Origin of the sequence: Micromonospora sp. NPDC023888 (assembly GCF_040639415.1) — a bacterium.
Taxonomy (GTDB): domain Bacteria; phylum Actinomycetota; class Actinomycetes; order Mycobacteriales; family Micromonosporaceae; genus Micromonospora.
The window spans coordinates 1-16811 of the sequence record NZ_JBEZZW010000054.1 but is presented as its reverse complement, the minus strand read 5'-3'; the positions used below and the strand labels follow the sequence as shown (position 1 = coordinate 16811).

Here is a 16811-nt window from a genome sequence, read left to right as displayed (position 1 = left end):
CGCCGAGCCGGTGGCTCAGTCGACCACCGTGCCGGCGGCCACGACGGCCCGCAGCTCGCTGACGTCGAGCGAGCCGGTGGGCACGTCCCGCTCGATCGGGTAGTACATGCGCTGCACCGCCGCCACGATCGCCTCCACCACCCGGTCGCGGAAACGGGGATCGACAAGTCGGGCGCGGTCCGTGGGCGAGGTGAGGTAGCCGACCTCGACCCGGACGGCCGGCATCCGGGTCAGCCGCAGCAGGTCCCAGGTCTTGGCGTGGGTTCGGCAGTCCCGGAGCCCCGTGCGGGCGACGATCTCCCGCTGCACCAGCCCGGCCAGGCGTTCACCGGTCGCCGACGTCACGCCGTTGTCGGTGCCGTAGTGGTAGGTGGCGACGCCCTCCGCGTCGGGGTTGGCGTGGCCGTCCAGGTGCAGCGAGATGAACACGTCGGCGCCCAGCGAGTTGGCCAGCAGGGCCCGGTCGGTGTCCGGTAGGCACCTGTCGGGCGACGGGCCGCGGGTGAGCTGCACCCGTACCCCGGTCGCGGCGAGCCGCCCCTCCAACCGGCTGGCCAGGTCGTGCACCAGGTCCGCCTCCGTCCAGCGCAGCGAACCGTCCGGCACCACCATCCCGGGGTCGGTGCCTCCGTGCCCCGGGTCGACGACCACCGTCTTGCCGACCAACGCCGGCCCGGACTGCCGGATCGCGTCGGATTCGCGCAGCCACTGCGGTCGGCCACCGACCACCTTGCGTCCGATTCGCCGCAACGCGTTCATGGTGTGCGGGCCGCAGGACCCGTCGGGGGTGAGGCCGACCTCGCGCTGGAACTGGGCCACCGCCCGGGACGTCCGGATGCCGTAGATGGCGTCCGCGCGGCCGACGTCGTACCCCATCTCCAGCAGTCGCTCCTGCAGTGACCGGACGTCCTCGCCAGTGAGCGGGTCGGGGACCGCGTGGTAGAGGGTGCGGGCGCCGAGCCGCCAGCGGGCGGCGTCCAGGGCGCGCCAGGTCTCCGCCCCGACCCGGCCGTCCACACTGAGGCCGCGGGACTGCTGGAACGCGCGGACCGCCCGCTCGGTGTCCAGGTCGAATTCGTCGCCGGCCGGCCCTGCGACGCTGAGCAGGTCGAGGCCGGTCAGGATGCTGCGGATCTCCGTGACCGCGGGGCCCCGGTCACCGGCTCGGATCGGACGCACGGCACGACCCCCTCTGCACGACACTGGCTGGCCGGGCGGCCCAGGGTTTGAGGCTATGCGTTCCGGGGCGGCGAGGTGGCACGGCCGGGAAAAACGTCGACCGGCGCGCGGCCGGAAAGACACCGAACCCCGCACCCGACGAGCGGGTACGGGGTTCGGTGGATGTTTCGGCTGGTCAGAGAGCCGACTCGATGAGTCGGACCAGCTCGCCCTTCGGCTTGGCACCGGCGATCGACTGCACCGGCTGGCCGTTCTTGAACACGGTGAGCGTCGGCACCGACATGACCCGGTAGGCGCGGGCGGTCTCCGGGTTCTCGTCGATGTTCAGTTTGACGATGCTCACCCGGTCGCCCATCTCGCCGGCGATCTCCTCAAGCAGCGGTGACACCTTGCGGCAGGGGCCGCACCACTCGGCCCAGAAGTCCACCAGAACCGGCTTGTCGGCCTGCAGCACGTCAGCGACGAAGCTCTTGTCGGTGACCGCCTTGGTATTTCCCACTGTGCCCCTCCTCCGGGATGTGTTCCTTGTTTCAGCTGAGCGTCGCGATGAACCGTTCGGCGTCGAGCGCGGCGGCACAGCCGGTGCCGGCCGCGGTGATCGCCTGACGGTAGGTGTGGTCGACCAGGTCGCCGGCGGCGAAGACGCCGGGCACGTTGGTGCGGGTGCCGGGGGCCTGGACCTTCACGTAGCCCTCGTCGTCCATCTCGACCTGACCACGGAAGAGCTCGCTGCGGGGATCGTGACCGATGGCCACGAACACACCTGTCACGTCCAGCACCTTGGTGTCACCGGTGTGTACGTTGCGGACCCGTACGCCGGTGACCTTGCCGTCGTCGCCGAGGATCTCCTCGACGGCGCTGTTCCACTCGACCTTGATCTTCTCGTTGCTCAACGCCCGCTCAGCCATGATCTTGCTGGCCCGGAACGAGTCGCGGCGGTGGATGATGGTGACCGACTCCGCGAAGCGGGTGAGGAAGCTGGCCTCCTCCATCGCCGAGTCACCGCCGCCGACGACCACGATGTGCTGATTGCGGAAGAAGAAGCCGTCGCAGGTGGCACAGGAGGAGACGCCGTGGCCGAGGAACTCCTGCTCGCCCGGCACGCCCAGCGGACGCCAGGCCGAACCGGTGGAGAGGATGACGGATCGGGCCCGGTAGGCGGTCTCGCCGACCCAGACGGTGCTCACCGCGCCGGAACCGGCGTCGCCCGTGTCCACCAGCTCGACCCGGGTCACGTCGTCGGTCAGGAACTCGGCGCCGAACCGCTCGGCCTGCTTGCGCATGTTGTCCATCAGCTCGGGGCCGAGGATGCCGTCGGCGAAGCCGGGGAAGTTTTCCACCTCGGTGGTGGTCATCAACGCACCACCGGACTGCACGCCCTCAATGATCAGCGGCTTCAGGTTGGCGCGTGCGGCGTAGACCGCCGCGGTGTAGCCGGCCGGCCCGGAGCCGATGATGATCAGGTTGCGGACCTCGTCCACTGCCGTCTCCCGAGTGTGTGTGTTCAGCGTCGGTGAGCGCACCGGTGCTGATCCGAGTTGCCGACGCCTGGATGGGCCGACAGCCTGACTCCCAGAACGTCATCGTACGAACCGGGGATTCCCGAAACGGGCTTCCGGTGGGTCAGGTCACGTGGAGGGTCATCGTGCCGTTGACCGTGGATTCACCCTACCCGCGCCGAATACCGGTTGTCCGAGCCGGACCCCGGCACTCCGCACTCCGGGCCGCTCACCCAGGCCCAGCGGGCCCCGGTCGCGTCGGTGAAACGGATGACCAGGGTCTGCTCGCCCTGGAAACGCGCGTAGTCGATCACCTCGACCGCAAGCGGAGCCGATCCGTGCTCTGCCGCCACGTCGGCCAGGCAGGTGCTCAACGCGGCCTCGGTGGTCAGCCGGGCCAACTGGTCCGGCCCGTCGGGCGAGGGGCGTCGCTCGGCCTCGGTGCCCACCCCCGGCTGCGAGCCGGGCGCATCACCGCTCGCCCGGCCGGGAGACGAGGTGGTCTGCGTGTCGGCGCCCGGCGCGTTGCCGAGGGTCTGCGGCGTGTAGTCCGTACCGCTGCGCAGTGTCGGGCCGGTGGTGCGGACCGCTGCGGGCGCCGCGGCGCCCTCGGGCGCGCTGGCCGGCCGGTCCATGGCGCTGGTGCCGGATTCGTCGCCCGTGCGCACCGAGAGCTGGTTGAGGCCCAGCGCGACCGCGACGACGGCGACCGCGGCGGCGGCCACCGGCGCGCCACGGCGTATCCAATCGCGCCGGCGACCCGGGCCGGTGGACTCCCGGCGACCGGGACCGGCGGGTGCGGGGACGGCAGGCCGTCGACCGGCGCCGCCCTGCGCCGGTACGACAAGCGGTGTCGCCGGGCGGTCGACCTCGGCAGCCGCCGCGGTGGTCTCGTCGGCGGAGGTGTCACCCACCATCGGACCCGCACCAGCAAGCGCGGCGACGAGACGGTCGGCGATCGCCTGCGGCATCTCCGGCGATGGCTCGGCCCAGCGGCCCAGGTCCGCACGGACCTCCGCGAGCGCGGGAGCCAGCAGCGCGTACGCCTCGGCCCAGGCCGGGGCCGTGGACACCAGTCGGGCGACCTCCTCCTGCTGCGGAGTACCGTCCAACGCCCCGCCGAGGTAGTCAGCGAGCAGGTCGTCGTCGACCTCCCGGAACCCCTCGGTCGTCACGTGTCCTCCTGGTTGGCGTCCCGCCGGTACCGCCCCGACCCCGATCCGACGCCCTCGGCCGGGCCTGGGTTCCCCGGCGTGACGCCCGGCACCTCCCTGGTCGGGCCGGTCGCTTGTGGGCGGGCCGACGGCGGCGGGGCGACGGCGGGTCGAAGATGGCCGAGCAGCACCGCAAGCCGGGCCCGTCCCCGGGCGCACCGGCTCTTCACAGTGCCCTCGGCGACACCGAGGATCCGGGCGACCTCGGCGACCGGATAGCCCTGCACGTCCACGAGCACCAGCGCGGCACGTTGTTCGACGGGCAGCGCGGCCAGCGCCTCGCGGACCACAAGCGCGGTGTCGTGGTCCGGTGCGGGCGCGACCGGCTCCGTCGCGCCGGTGCCCGAGCCGTCTCCCGCCCGGTTGCCGTCCGGCAGTGGCACGGTCGGGTGCGCCTGCCGGCGACGGATCCGATCCAGGCATGCGTTTACCACGATCCGGTGCAACCAGGTGGTGACGGCGGAGTCACCACGGAACCGGGCGGCCGCCCGGTGCGCGGAGAGCAGCGCGTCCTGGAGTGCGTCGGCGGCCTCTTCACGATCACCGAGCGTACGCAGGGCGACCGCCCAGAGCCGGTCGCGGTGCCTGTGGAACAGCTCGGCGAAAGCCTGCCGATCGCCGTCGACGTGGGCGCGCAGCAGCTCCAGATCCGAAGCGGCGGCGCGCCCGTCCATCACCACGTCCTGCGGATGCGGTGCCACGGCGAAGATGCCAGGCTCACGACCCCTGGACCGTGATCTCCTGGACGTCGACCTGGTAGCCCCGCTCGCTGGCCGGCAACTCGGTGATCCAGAACAGCAGGTACTGGTATTTCGCGTCGGCGTCGAAGCCGTCGAACGCCATCGTGGTGCCGTCGTGATCCTCGAAGGGCTGCCCGATGGCGTTCTTCGCGGTCCTGTAGTTGGCGATCAGTTGCTTGTCGCCGTTGGAGGTCGCCGGCGGGTTGACGGTGCCGGTGAGAAGCTGAGCGGAGGCGCCCCGGGCCGAGAGGACCGCCTGCACCGACTTGACCGTGTGCGGCGCGCCGAGATCCAGCCAGATCCCCATGCCCTGCTTCTTGTTGCCGAACTTGGCGGCCGTGTACGTGTCGGTGCCCCAGCCCTTGTCCGGGTCGCCGTCGGTCACCTTGTCGGCGCCGCCCAGCTCGTCGCGCACCTGGCTGTCCGGGTCGATGATCCGAACATCCTTGACGGGCAGCTTGCGGACCGTGGCGGCGGCCGGAGTGGCATCGGTGGCCGGGGCGCTCGACGACGGAGCGGGGCCCTGGCCGGTCTGCGGGTCCTTGTCGCCGAGCGTGCTGATCCCGATCAGCAGACCCACCAGGGCCACCGCCAGCAGGCCGGCGATGCCGACGGCGACCTTGCGACCACCGGCCGCGGCCAGTGGCGACGGCTCTTCGCCGGTGTCGGCGGCGAACCGCAGCGGGCCGCTGTTTTCGAGGTAGTGCTCCTCCTCGGCCGGCACGTCCAGTCGGGCCAGCTCGGCGGCGAGCACGTCGGAGGACGGCGGCGCGATCTCGGCGTCGAGCAGATCCATTGTCAGGTCGTCCAGGTACGCGGGCACGCCCGCCCGGACCTGACGTGGTGCGGCGATGCCGCCCGCGGCGTCCCGAACGGCGTCCGGGATGGCGGCCCGGCCGTGACCGGCGGTGGCGCCGTGCAGCGGTGCCTCGGCGTGCGGCCACGAGCCGGTCAGCGCGAAGTAGAGGATGCCGCCGACCGCCCGGATGTCGTTCTCCTGGCTGTCCGCGCCGTCGGTGCGCGCGTCGGCGAGGACCACCCGACCCTCGTCACTGATCATGACGGTGCCGGGGTGGACGTTGCCGTGCACCATGCCGGTGGCGTGCACGGCGGCGAGTGCGCTCGCGACGGCGTTACCGATAGCGGTGGCGCGGGCCGGGTCCAGTGGGCCGTCGGCCGCCAGGTCGCGCAGGGACTGCCCGTCGACCCATTCGCGCACCACGTACGCCCGCTCGGCCTCGTCGATCGCGTCGTAGACGCCGACCAGGTTGGGGTGGATGACCCGGCTGGCCGCCACGGCGGCCTGGAGCATCTCGGTGGCGGAGTCGCCACCCGGGTAGCGCAGCACCACCGCGACGGGACGGCGCAGGATGACATCGACCCCGCGCCAGACCAGCCGACCCGCGCTGTCGTTGTTGATGTGCTCAACCAGTTCGTACCGCTCGGCGAGGACTTCACCGGCCGTGGGAGCACCGAAGGTCATGACCGGAGGAGCGCTTTCGTCCGCCTCCTGACCCTCGCCGACCTGGGTCACCCGTCCTCCCTCGGTGATCGTGTCGATCGATGGACCCGCACTGCTGGGCATGTGGCTTCCCGCTCTGCCGTTGAAGGAACCGGCCGACCGGTGTCGACGCGCAGCGTCGGCCCCTGCCGTACCCGTCGAGAGCGACCTTACCCGGGTTGCCCGTCTCCCCGACATGTCATCTTCCCGCCGTACCCGACGGGCTTCCGGCAGTCGAAGAACTCGTCCGGTTACGACCGTTGTCAGCCACGTTGCTGGCACATGTACTAGCTAATCTACGGCTTCACCGCAAGTGACCGACGCCGGGGCCGGACTGGTGTGGCGCTCCCGCCACCGTGCCTGTTCCCGCCGATCGGCTCGCCACGCTCAGCCGTACGGTTGGTTATCCACAGGCCGATGCGGTGGTTGACCGGCGAATCGCGGAGTTATCCACAGCCGTGTCCCCAGCCTGGTGATCCCTGGTCACGTTCCGTGTGCAGGTCAACTTTTTGTGACCGGTCGCTGTCGGTCAGCGACCGAGGCGGCGGCGGACCATCCCGACCACCTCGGTGATCTCGCCGATCCGCAGCACCATCGCCAGACCCAGGTAGCTCCCGCCGATCACCGCTCCACCGACGACGAGTTGGACCGCCGCCGCGATCCAACTCGGCTTGTCGCCGCCCGGCAGCAGGGCGAGCACCAGCCATCCGATCAGCGCCGCGCCGAGTGCGGCGACCACGACCCGGCCGATGGTGCGCATGATGGCGCCCAGCCCGATCCGGCCGACCCGGGGCCGCAGCAACCAGGCGGAGGCAACCGCCGCTGCCAGGTAGGAGACCGCGTTGCCGATCATCATCCCGGCTGCCGCGAAGTGCGCGGCGAACGCGGCGAAGAGCACGATCTGTACGCCGACCCGCAGCGCCACCACCGGGATGTTGATCAGGGCTGGGGTGCGGGTGTCCGGCAGCGCGTAGAAGGCGAAGGTGAAGAGCTGACTGATCGCGAACGGCACCAGGGCGAGCGCGGCGGCCAGCAGAACTGTCGACGTCGCCGTCGCGTTCTCGGCGGTGAACGCGCCGTACCGGAAGACCACCACCGAGATCGGGGTGGACAGCACGGCGTAGCAGACCGCGATCGGCGCGAGCACCGCTGTCACCATCCGGACACCCCGGGAGAGGTCGGCGGTGACATCGTGGAACCGCCCGTCCGCCGCCGCCGCGGCCATCCGGGGCATCAGCGCGGTGATGATCGAGACGGCGATGATGCCGTGCGCCATCATCAGCAACAGGAAGACGTTGTTGTAGATCAGGATGCCGGCCTGGTCCGTGCCCGCGGCGCGGGTGAGGAGGTTGACCACCACGAAGAGACCGAGCTGGTTGACCGCCACGTAGCAGAACATCCAGGCGCCGAGCTGGGCCAGCTCGCGCAGCCCCAACTCGCGGAAGTCGAACCGCCACCGCCAGCGGAAGCCGACCTTGCGCAGCGCCGGCAGCAGCCCGGCGGTCTGCACCGCCACACCGAGCAGGGTGCCGCCGCCGACCAGCAGGATCCGGCCAGCGCCCATGTCCGACGGCTGTAGCCCCTTCGCCCCGTAGACCAGGATGTAGAGACCGAAGACGCCGATCACCACGAGGTTGTTGAGGATGGGCGCCCACATCGGCGCGGCGAAGTGGCCCCGGGTGTTCAGCACCGCGGCGATCAACGCGCTGACGCCGGTGAAGAACAGCATCGGCAGGATCAGCCACGACAGGCGCGTGATGAGGGTGGTGTAGGCCTCGTCCTTGCCGCTGGCGTAGATGGCGGTCAGCCAGGACGCCGACGCCACGGCGATCAGGGCCGCCGCGGCCAGTGCCAGCACCGCGAGGGTGAGCAGCCGTTGGGCGTACGCCTCGCCCCGGTCGGCGTCGCTCTTGCGTCGACGGACCAGCACCGGGATGAGCACGCTGGTCAGCACCCCGCCGAGCAGGAACTCGTACACCTGGTTGGGGAGGAAGATGGCTGTCGTGTAGGCGTTGCCGATCAGGTTGCCGAGGGCGGCGCCGATCATCAGGTTCCGGATGAAGCCGGTGCCCCGGCTGACCAGACTGCCCACCGCCATGACCGCGCTGTTGGCGGCGGCGCTGGTCTCGCCGACGACCTCGGGTGGGGGCGCCGTGGCCTCCACCCCGGGCTGGTTCAGCGGCTCCGCGGAGATGAAGATCGCCCCGTCAGCCGGCGGCACGTTACCGTCCGGCGTGGCGTTGGCGCTGCGGTAGAGCCCGCCGCTCATCTCCAGCCTCCCAGGGGGTACGTCGAGCCGGACACCGACCCGCACGCCACAGACCATAGTCAACCCCCACCCGTTACCCGCGCCCGGCGGATCGGATCACACCCCGGCCCGATAGGCTGGCGATCCCATGTCCGAAGCCTCCGCTCCCCACGCCGCCGACCGCCGCGAACTCACCGCCGCGCAGCGCAACGCCGTCGCCGAACTGCTCCGGGTCTCCCCGGTCGCCGACGAGTTGGGCCGCCGGTTCGTCCGCGCCGGTCACGAGTTGCACCTGGTGGGCGGTTCGGTGCGGGACGCGCTGCTCGGTCGGCTCGGTGACGACCTCGACTTCTGCACCGACGCGCACCCCGACGAGACGCTGCGGATCCTCAAGGGCTGGGCCGAGTCGATCTGGGAGACCGGTCGGGAGTTCGGCACCATCGGCGCTCAGCGCGACGGCCTCCGGCTGGAGATCACCACCTTCCGTGCCGAGTCGTACGACCAGGTCAGCCGCAACCCGGTGGTGGTCTACGGCACCAGCCTCGACGAGGACCTCAAGCGGCGCGACTTCACCATCAACGCGATGGCGGTCAGCCTGCCGGAGCACCGGTTCACCGACCCGCACGGCGGGCTGGAGGACATCTCGGCCAAGGTGATCCGTACCCCGAGCACCCCGGGTGAGTCGTTCGGCGACGACCCGTTGCGGATGCTGCGGGCCGCCCGGTTCGCCGCCCAGTTGCGCTTCGCCGTACACCCGGACGTGCACCGGGCGATGAGCGAGATGGCCGCCGACCTGGACCGGATCACCGCCGAGCGGATCCGCGACGAGTTCACCAAGCTGCTCTGCGGCGCGGACCCGATCACCGGGCTGCGGCTGCTCGTCGACACCGGCCTGGCCGAGCGGTTCCTGCCGGAGCTGACCGGTCTGAAGCTGGAGATCGACGAGCACGCCCAGCACAAGGACGTCTACGAGCACACCCTGACGGTCGTCGAGAACGCGGTCTCCTACGAGGAGGAGGGCTGCGACTTCATCCTGCGGATGGCCGCCCTCCTGCACGACGCGGGCAAGCCGGCGACGAAGGCGGTAGGGCCCGATGGTCGGGTCAGCTTCCACCACCACGAGGTGGTCGGCGCTCGACTGACCAAGGCCCGGATGAAGGCCATGCGGTACCCGAAGGACGTCGTCGCGAAGGTGACCGCGCTTGTCGCGCTGCACCTGCGCTTCTACGGGTACGGGCGGGGTGAGTGGACCGACTCGGCGGTGCGTCGCTACGTCGCCGACGCCGGTGACCTGCTGCCCCGGCTGCACAAGTTGACCCGCTCGGACTGCACGACCCGTAACCGGCGCAAGGCCGCCCAGCTCGCGGCGGACTACGACGCGCTGGAGGAGCGGATCGCCCGGATCGCGGCGGAGGAGGACCTGGCCCGCGTCCGCCCCGACCTGGACGGTAACGCGATCATGGAGCTGCTCGGCGTACCGCCGGGGCCGGTGGTTGGTCGGGCCTGGAAGCACCTCAAGGAGCAGCGCCTGGAGCACGGCCCGCTGGACCGTGACGCCGCCGAGGTGGAGCTGCTGCGCTGGGCCCGCGCCGAGGGCTTGATCACCTAGCCCCCGCGCCTGTCCTGATCGACTCGGTTTCGGTGAAGCCGCGGTGTCCCGGCACTCCGGACGGCCCGATGTCCAGGAAGCCGAGTGGATCACCCCCGCGTGCCGACGGGCGCCACCCCCGGATCGGGAGCGGCGCCCGTCGGCGTTCACCGTCAGCGGGTCTCGACGGCCGTCCCGTCCACGGACGCGCTCTTGCCGGCCGGCGTGCCGTTGCCGCCCGGGGTCGACGCGGAGCCGAGCCGGCCCAGCAGACCAGCCAGGTCGATGCCGGTCAGGTCGCTGCCGAGCTGGAGCCCCTGGGCCACGTTGCCGGCCACCGACTTCGTCAGCGACGACGCGCCATCGGTGGAGATGACAGTCATCTTGTCGATCGCCCCGATCGGCGCGCTGGCCGCCTCCACCACCTTCGGCAGCACCTTGACCAGCAGGTCCAACACCGCCGCCTCCCCGTACGCGGCGAACGCCTCGGCCTTGCGCGCCATCGCGTCCGCCTCGGCCTCACCCCTGGCCAGGATGGCCGCCGCCTCGGCCTGACCCTCCCGCTCCACCGCCTCGGCGATCGCCGAACGACGGCGCTGCTCGGCCTCACCTTCCTTGGCGCCCTCGATCGCGTTCGCCTCGGCGAGCGCGGCACGCCGGGCCCGCTCGCCCTCACCGGTGAGCCGCGCCTGCTCGGCGGAGGCCTGCGCGGCGGCGATGACCGACTGCCGCTGCGCGTCCGCGTGCAGCACCGCCGCGTTGCGGGACGCCTCGGCCTCCTGCTCCACCTTGTACCGGGCCGCGTCGGCGGGCTTGCGCACCTCGGTGTCCAGTTGGCGCTGCTTGAGTTCGGCGTTGCGCTCGGCGACCTTCTGCTGCTCGGAGAGGATCGCCTGGTCCCGCTCCGCCTGGGCGAGCGGCCCGGCGGCGGCGGACTTCGCCTTCGCCGCGTCGATCTCGGCCTGGATGCCGGCCTGCTTGAGGGCCAGGTTCCGGTTGGCCTCCGCGATGGCCTCCTCGGCGAGCAGGCGTTCCTGCTCCGCCTGCTGTCGGGCGCGCGCCTCGGCGATGGCCGCGTCCTTGAGCACCCGGGCGGCCTCGGGCCGGCCCAGGTCCTGCAGGTAGGAGCCTTCGGCGAGGATGTCCTGGAGCTGGAAGGTGTCAAGCACCAGACCCTGGTTCGTCATCGAGTGCTCGGCCTCCTCGGCGACCGCGCTGGCGAACGCCGCACGGTCCCGGATGACCTCCTCGACGGTGAGCCGGCCGACGATCGAACGCAGCGCGCCGGCCAGCACCTCCCGGGTGAAGTTGTCGATCTCGTCCTGCTGGTGCAGGAACCGTTGGGCGGCGGCCCGGATCGCGTCCTCGGTGCCGCCGACCTTGACGATCGCCACGCCGTGCAGATCGGCGCGGATGCCCTGCTTGCTCACCGCGCCCCGGATGCCGACGTCGATCCGCCGGCTGGACAGGTCGAGCGACTGGAGCTTCTGCACCACCGGCAGCACGAAGACCGAGGCGCCCAGCACGACCTTCTGCCCGGAGTTGTCGGTCGACCGGCCGCCGTCGGCGGTCTGCGTGGTGCGGCCCTTGCGGCCGGTGACGATGAACGCCTCGTTCGGCCCGGCGACCTTGATCCGGGAGAGCACGAAGAGCACCAGGATGAGCGCGAGGAGAACCGCGCCACCGATGGCGATGAGCAGGGCCATATGAGGAGTCCCGTCTACGAGGAGGAGATCAGTAGGTCTCGACGTGCACGCTTGTCTCGCTGAGCGCCTGCACCACGAAGACCTGGGCGCCGAGCGGTATCGGCTGGTCCGCGCGGGCGCTGAGCTTGACCGGTTGGCCGGCGAGGCGTACCCGGACCTCGCCGTACCCGTCGGCGGGCACCGGGGTGACGACCAGGCCGAGCGCGCCGACCAGGTCGTCGCGGGTGGGGGTGGGGTCGGTGCGCATGTTCCGGGCCGCCCGGCTCAGCCGGGACGCCAACCACCCGGTGGGCACGGCCGCGAGCACGCCGCCGGCCGCCGCCCCGACGATCATGCCGGGGGTACGCGCACCGAGCAGTTCGTTGACGATGGCTCCACCGAACCCGAACGCCCCGGCGAAGCCGGCAACGGTCTCGACCGAGATCGGACCGTCCACGTCGACATGCCCGAACTGGAACAGCTCGGTGCCGAGCAGCGCGAGCGCGAGCACCCCGATGCCCGCCCCACCGATGATCAGAAAGATGAGCGTCCCCGTTGCCACGACCTGCACGGTATCGACGCCACGCAACGCGTACCGCCTCCGGTCGACGGCGTCCGTCGGGTGTCGCCCGGGTCGGGGAGAATGGGGCGATGCGTTGGACAGTGCTCGACTCACCAATCGGCGAGTTCTCCGTCGCCACCGACGGCACGAGCGTCCGCGGCACCCATTTCGGCCGGGTCGAGGCAGCCACCGAGGAGCCCGACGACGTACTGTCCCGGCAGGCCGCCGCCGAGCTGCGGGCGTACTTCGCCGGCGAACTGACCGCGTTCACCGTCGCGGTGTCGATGCCGCGCGGCTCGGACTTCGAGCGGGCCGTGTGGCGGGAGATGACGCGCATCCCGTACGGCGAGACGCTGACGTACGGCGAGGTGGCACGCCGGGTCGGCGATGCCGGGGCGGCTCGGGCGGTGGGCGTGGCCTGCAACCGCAACCCGGTGCCGGTGATCGTGCCGTGTCACCGGATCGTCGGGGCGGGCGGCAAACTGGTCGGCTTCGGTGGCGGGCTGCCGCGCAAGGTCAAGCTGCTGGAGCTGGAGGCCGCGGTCGCCCTGCGGCACGCCTGGTCCTGACCGCTCGCGGTCGACTGGCCCCCGTGACCGGAACGAAACCGGACTATCAGCCGACCGGTCGATGTGGATACGTCGCCCCAACGGTCATGATCGAGCGTCATTTCCACTTTCGCGGGGGTACCCATGACCGAAAACCAGGACAAGACCGTCGGCCGGCGGCAGTTGCTGCGCCGCGCGGGCACCGTGGCCGCAGGCGTCGCCGGCACCACGGTGGTCGGTGCCGCAGTCGCCGGCCAGGCCCAGGCCGACCCGGGTCAGCCGGTGATCCAGGCCGCCAGCAACTTCGTCACCGGGGGTGGCACCACCGCGCTCGTCAACCCGGGGAAGGGGGCGACCCTACAGTTGGCCAACTCGAACATCGCGGTGGCCGATGGCGTCGAGTTCGCCGGCCCGCCGCTCACGATGATTCCCATCGGTGACGTGCTGAACAACGACTCGCCGGTCGGCTCGATGGGCGTGGACAAGTACGGCAACTTCCAGGTGGTCTCCGTCCTGGACGATGCCAACGATGCCATCGTCGATTACGTGCACACGACCGGCAACTCCAACCAGATCGTGTCGATCGTGCCGCAGCGCGTCATCGACACCCGCGACGCGGCCTGGCGCACCCGGATCCAGAATGCCTCGACGACCACCCTGGATTCGTCGGGTCGCCTGCGCGGCGGCCAGACGATCCACGTCAAGCTGAATGACTTCGTCTACTACGGTGACGCGCTCTTCGGCATCGTCACCGCGACGACCGCTGTCAACGCGGGCTTCCTGCAGATCTTCCCGTACAACACCCCGCGTCCGGCGAACTTCGCCACGCTGAACTACGTGGCCAACCAGGTCAACTCGAACGCGTTCATGTCGGGCATCGGCTGGGACGCCGACTACATCTCGATCTACGCGCTCCAGACCACGCACGTCGTCCTCGACGTCACGGCGTTCGTGGTCGGCTACGGCAGCGTCAACCCGGCGATCCTGCCGTACTCGGTCAACGCGGCGGCGCGCGGCGCCAAGTCCCTTGCCGACCGCAAGGCGGAGCGGGCGGCCAAGGCCAAGCAGAGCAAGCCGAGCTGGAAGTAGCTCGACCGCCGCACCAGACGGTGCGGCACCGAACGCGGCGAGGGCCGGGTCCCATCGGACCCGGCCCTCGGCCGTACGTGGTGCTCAGCGGGTCAGCGCTCGACCTCGCCGGCGATGAACTCCTCGACGGCCTGGTGGGCGTCGTGGTCGGCGTACTGCACCGGCGGGGACTTCATGAAGTACGACGAGGCCGACAGGATCGGGCCGCCGATCTTCCGGTCCAGCGCGATCTTCGCAGCCCGGACCGCGTCGATGATGACGCCTGCCGAGTTCGGAGAATCCCACACCTCAAGCTTGAGCTCGGCGTTCAGCGGGGTGTCACCGAACGAGCGGCCCTCCAGGCGGATGTACGCCCACTTGCGGTCGTCCAGCCACGGCACGTGGTCCGACGGGCCGATGTGCACGTCGCTCTTGCTCATCTCGTGCGGGATCTGCGAGGTGACCGACTGGGTCTTCGAGATCTTCTTCGAGACCAGCCGCTTGCGCTCCAGCATGTTCATGAAGTCCATGTTGCCGCCGAAGTTGAGCTGGTACGTGCGCAGCAGCTCGACGCCGCGGTCCTCGAAGAGCTTCGCGAGGGCGCGGTGCACGATGGTGGCGCCGACCTGGCTCTTGATGTCGTCGCCGACGATCGGCAGGCCCGCGTCGGTGAACTTCTGGGCCCACTCCGGGTCGGAGGCGATGAAGACCGGCAGGGCGTTGACGAACGCGCAGCCGGCGTCGATCGCAGCCTGGGCGTAGAACTTGGCGGCCTGCTCGGAGCCGACGGGGAGGTAGCAGACGACGACGTCGACCTGCGCGTCGCGCAGCGCCTGCGCCACGTCGACGGGGGTGGCGTCGGACTCCTCGACGATCTCGCGGTAGTACTGGCCCAGACCGTCGAAGGTCGGACCGCGCTGCACGCTGATGCCGGTCGGCGGCACGTCGCAGAGCTTGATGGTGTTGTTCTCGCTGGCGACGATCGCCTCCGCGAGGTCCATGCCCACCTTCTTGGCGTCCACGTCGAAGGCCGCGACGAACTCGACGGCGGAGACGTGGTAGTCGCCGAAGGCGACGTGCATGAGACCCGGGACGCGGTCGTTCGGGTCGGCATTCCGGTAGTACTCGACGCCCTGAACAAGGGACGAGGCGCAGTTACCCACACCGACGATGGCGACGCGGACGGAGCCCATAGCGTCTGCCTCCTTCTTTTCTGTCACGGCCGCTCATTCCTGGTCTCTCCAGGCGGAGGCGGGCTGTTGTCTTCTCGTCGGCCACCGGCCGTCCCGGTTTGCGGGACCGTCGGGGCTCGGCCGGAGCGCTCGTTCGCGATGAGCTCCTCCAGCCAGCGGACCTCGCGCTCACAGGCGTCAAGGCCGTGGCGCTGTAGTTCCAAGGTGTAAGCGTCGAGGCGCTCGGCTGCCCGGCCCAGCACGTCACGAAGCCCTTCGCGACGCTCCTCGATCTTGCGGCGGCGACCCTCCAGAATGCGCAGTCGGGTCGCCTGGTCGGTTCGGGCGAAGAACGCGAAGTGCACCCCGAAGCCCGTGTCGTCGTACGTCTCGGGCCCGGCCTGTGCGATCAACTGGGCGAAGCGTTCCTTGCCGTCCGCGGTGATTTTGTAGACCACCCGACCTCGTCGGCTGGTCAGCGCGGGAACCTCCTCGGCAGTGGCGGGTGTCTCAGCAGCTTCGGTGATCCATCCCGCCGCCTGCAGCCTGCGTAGGGTCGGGTAGAGCGAGCCGTAGCTGATTGCCGCCCGGATCGCGCCGAGTTTGGCGGTCAGTTCCTTGCGCAGCTCGTAGCCATGCATCGGAGACTCCTGCAGGAGGCCGAGGATGGCGAACTCGAGCACTGGCCACCCTCTCTTTCCCTCCGGCGTGAGCGGTAACCGCCGCGATGTATCGGACCGATACATCGCACGTTAGCGGGTCGCGCCGGCCAGGGCAAACCCCCGATCCGAGACGCTGTCGTCACGGATCGTGAGCATGGTCGCCTGCTCGGGCCGGACCGCGTACCCTTCTCCGCATGCGTACGCAGCGCCAGGTCGTCGACTACTCGCTTCAGAAGCGAGCAGTGCTGCGTGAGCTCCTGGCCGGCCGGGTCGGCACGTACGACGTCTGCGACGCGTCGCCGTACCTGAAGAACGCCGCCCGGTTCCATGGAGAGCCGACCGACCGGCGCTGCCCGATCTGCCGCAGTGAAAACCTGACCCTCGTCCACTACATTTACGGCGACGAGCTCAAGCAGTCCGCCGGGCAGGCGCGGACACTTACCGAGCTGCCCGTGCTGGCGATGACGCTGCGTGAGTTCCAGGTCTTCGTGGTGGAGGTGTGCCTCGGCTGTGACTGGAACCATCTCGTCGAGCAGTACCTGCTCGGCCGGGACGGTCTGACCGGTGACAGCGACGGCACCGGCGAGCAGGATGTGGCGGCCGCCGAAGGTGCGGGTCGGCGGAGGCGAGAGGCGCAACGGTGATCGAAGCTGGTTGGACCGGCCCCGGGGCCATCGACGAAACCCGGGACGGACGACCGCTCGATGGTCCGATTGGCCCTATTGATACGGCATTGACCCCGGTGAAGCGGCACCCCCGTGCCGCTGTCCCAGGTGAAGCAACTCACGGCAACCCGGTGGCGGCGCAGTCGCGCCCCACCGCGACCGGCAGGGTGTGAGGAATGAACTCGTACGGCGATCCCAGTTCTGCGCGCGGACGGGCCCAGTACCCGGGCCCGGCGGGTGACTCCGGGGCGGGCGCGGACGACGCGTCCCGCCCGCCCGGCGGTGACTCCCGCGGAAATGGCTGGTCAGCCTCGGAGGGCGGAGCGGCAACCCCGGGCCGCGCCTCGGTGACGCCACGGGCCGCCGGTGGGCGGGCCACGGTGGGCGGATCGGCCTCGGTGCCACCGCGCGGTGGCGCGGCGGCCGGAGCCGCCGCGGTGGGCGCGGCGGCCCCGGGTCGTAGAGGCCGCGCCGCCGTGG

At 70.7% G+C, this 16811-nt stretch carries 16 protein-coding genes; 5 read left to right on the top strand and 11 right to left on the bottom strand.

Annotated features, from left to right (window positions below):
• Positions 1-15: 15 nt before the first annotated feature.
• The 7 genes from AB0F61_RS31505 to murJ form a co-directional block, all read right to left on the bottom strand.
• On the bottom strand, positions 16-1179 hold the full coding sequence (locus tag AB0F61_RS31505; RefSeq protein ID WP_357817198.1) for an N-acetylmuramoyl-L-alanine amidase: 1164 nt from the start codon (positions 1177-1179) through the stop codon (positions 16-18).
• Between the two features lie 175 nt (positions 1180-1354).
• Positions 1355-1678: a thioredoxin gene (gene trxA / locus AB0F61_RS31500; RefSeq protein ID WP_053651673.1), complete on the bottom strand. Its 324-nt coding sequence runs from the start codon at positions 1676-1678 to the stop codon at positions 1355-1357.
• A gap of 31 nt (positions 1679-1709) precedes the next feature.
• Positions 1710-2660 (bottom strand): thioredoxin-disulfide reductase, encoded by a 951-nt coding sequence (gene trxB, locus AB0F61_RS31495; protein WP_357817194.1) that lies wholly within the window; start codon positions 2658-2660, stop codon positions 1710-1712.
• Between the two features lie 182 nt (positions 2661-2842).
• Positions 2843-3853 (bottom strand): hypothetical protein, encoded by a 1011-nt coding sequence (locus AB0F61_RS31490; RefSeq protein ID WP_357817190.1) that lies wholly within the window; start codon positions 3851-3853, stop codon positions 2843-2845.
• Positions 3850-4566: an RNA polymerase sigma factor SigM gene (gene sigM, locus AB0F61_RS31485; RefSeq protein WP_357817248.1), complete on the bottom strand. Its 717-nt coding sequence runs from the start codon at positions 4564-4566 to the stop codon at positions 3850-3852. Before sigM ends, AB0F61_RS31490 begins: the two co-directional genes overlap by 4 nt.
• A gap of 43 nt (positions 4567-4609) precedes the next feature.
• Positions 4610-6217, bottom strand: a complete 1608-nt coding sequence (locus AB0F61_RS31480) for a protein kinase family protein (RefSeq protein ID WP_357817187.1) — start codon at positions 6215-6217, stop codon at positions 4610-4612.
• Between the two features lie 445 nt (positions 6218-6662).
• Positions 6663-8402, bottom strand: coding sequence for a murein biosynthesis integral membrane protein MurJ (murJ, locus tag AB0F61_RS31475; RefSeq protein ID WP_357817245.1), 1740 nt, complete (start codon positions 8400-8402; stop codon positions 6663-6665).
• A gap of 127 nt (positions 8403-8529) precedes the next feature.
• Between murJ and AB0F61_RS31470 the strand changes: the two genes are divergently transcribed.
• Positions 8530-9990: a CCA tRNA nucleotidyltransferase gene (locus tag AB0F61_RS31470; RefSeq protein ID WP_357817184.1), complete on the top strand. Its 1461-nt coding sequence runs from the start codon at positions 8530-8532 to the stop codon at positions 9988-9990.
• Positions 9991-10142: 152 nt separating this feature from the next.
• On the opposite strand, the gene AB0F61_RS31465 is transcribed toward AB0F61_RS31470, so the two are convergent.
• Both AB0F61_RS31465 and AB0F61_RS31460 read right to left on the bottom strand, forming a co-directional pair.
• The gene (locus AB0F61_RS31465; protein WP_357817182.1) at positions 10143-11675 is read right to left on the bottom strand and encodes an SPFH domain-containing protein; all 1533 of its coding nucleotides are present in this window, start codon (positions 11673-11675) and stop codon (positions 10143-10145) included.
• A 28-nt stretch (positions 11676-11703) separates the two neighbouring features.
• Complete coding sequence (locus tag AB0F61_RS31460; protein ID WP_357817242.1) at positions 11704-12225, bottom strand: hypothetical protein; 522 nt, start codon at positions 12223-12225, stop codon at positions 11704-11706.
• 80 nt (positions 12226-12305) lie between these two features.
• On the opposite strand from AB0F61_RS31460, the gene AB0F61_RS31455 reads away from it, so the two are divergent.
• Together AB0F61_RS31455 and AB0F61_RS31450 are read left to right on the top strand one after the other, a co-directional pair.
• Positions 12306-12785, top strand: a complete 480-nt coding sequence (locus tag AB0F61_RS31455) for a methylated-DNA--[protein]-cysteine S-methyltransferase (protein ID WP_357817179.1) — start codon at positions 12306-12308, stop codon at positions 12783-12785.
• A 123-nt stretch (positions 12786-12908) separates the two neighbouring features.
• Complete coding sequence (locus tag AB0F61_RS31450) at positions 12909-13853, top strand: hypothetical protein (RefSeq protein ID WP_357817176.1); 945 nt, start codon at positions 12909-12911, stop codon at positions 13851-13853.
• Positions 13854-13945: 92 nt separating this feature from the next.
• On the opposite strand, the gene AB0F61_RS31445 is transcribed toward AB0F61_RS31450, so the two are convergent.
• On the bottom strand, positions 13946-15025 hold the full coding sequence (locus AB0F61_RS31445; RefSeq protein ID WP_357817173.1) for an inositol-3-phosphate synthase: 1080 nt from the start codon (positions 15023-15025) through the stop codon (positions 13946-13948).
• Positions 15026-15048: 23 nt separating this feature from the next.
• Complete coding sequence (locus AB0F61_RS31440; protein WP_357817170.1) at positions 15049-15687, bottom strand: PadR family transcriptional regulator; 639 nt, start codon at positions 15685-15687, stop codon at positions 15049-15051.
• A 173-nt stretch (positions 15688-15860) separates the two neighbouring features.
• Between AB0F61_RS31440 and AB0F61_RS31435 the strand changes: the two genes are divergently transcribed.
• Both AB0F61_RS31435 and AB0F61_RS31430 read left to right on the top strand, forming a co-directional pair.
• A complete protein-coding gene (locus tag AB0F61_RS31435; protein ID WP_110564820.1) occupies positions 15861-16310 on the top strand; it encodes a DUF5318 domain-containing protein in 450 nt (149 codons plus the stop codon).
• A gap of 197 nt (positions 16311-16507) precedes the next feature.
• Positions 16508-16811 (top strand): hypothetical protein (locus tag AB0F61_RS31430; protein WP_357817166.1); only part of this gene is annotated, 304 nt, incomplete at its 3' end.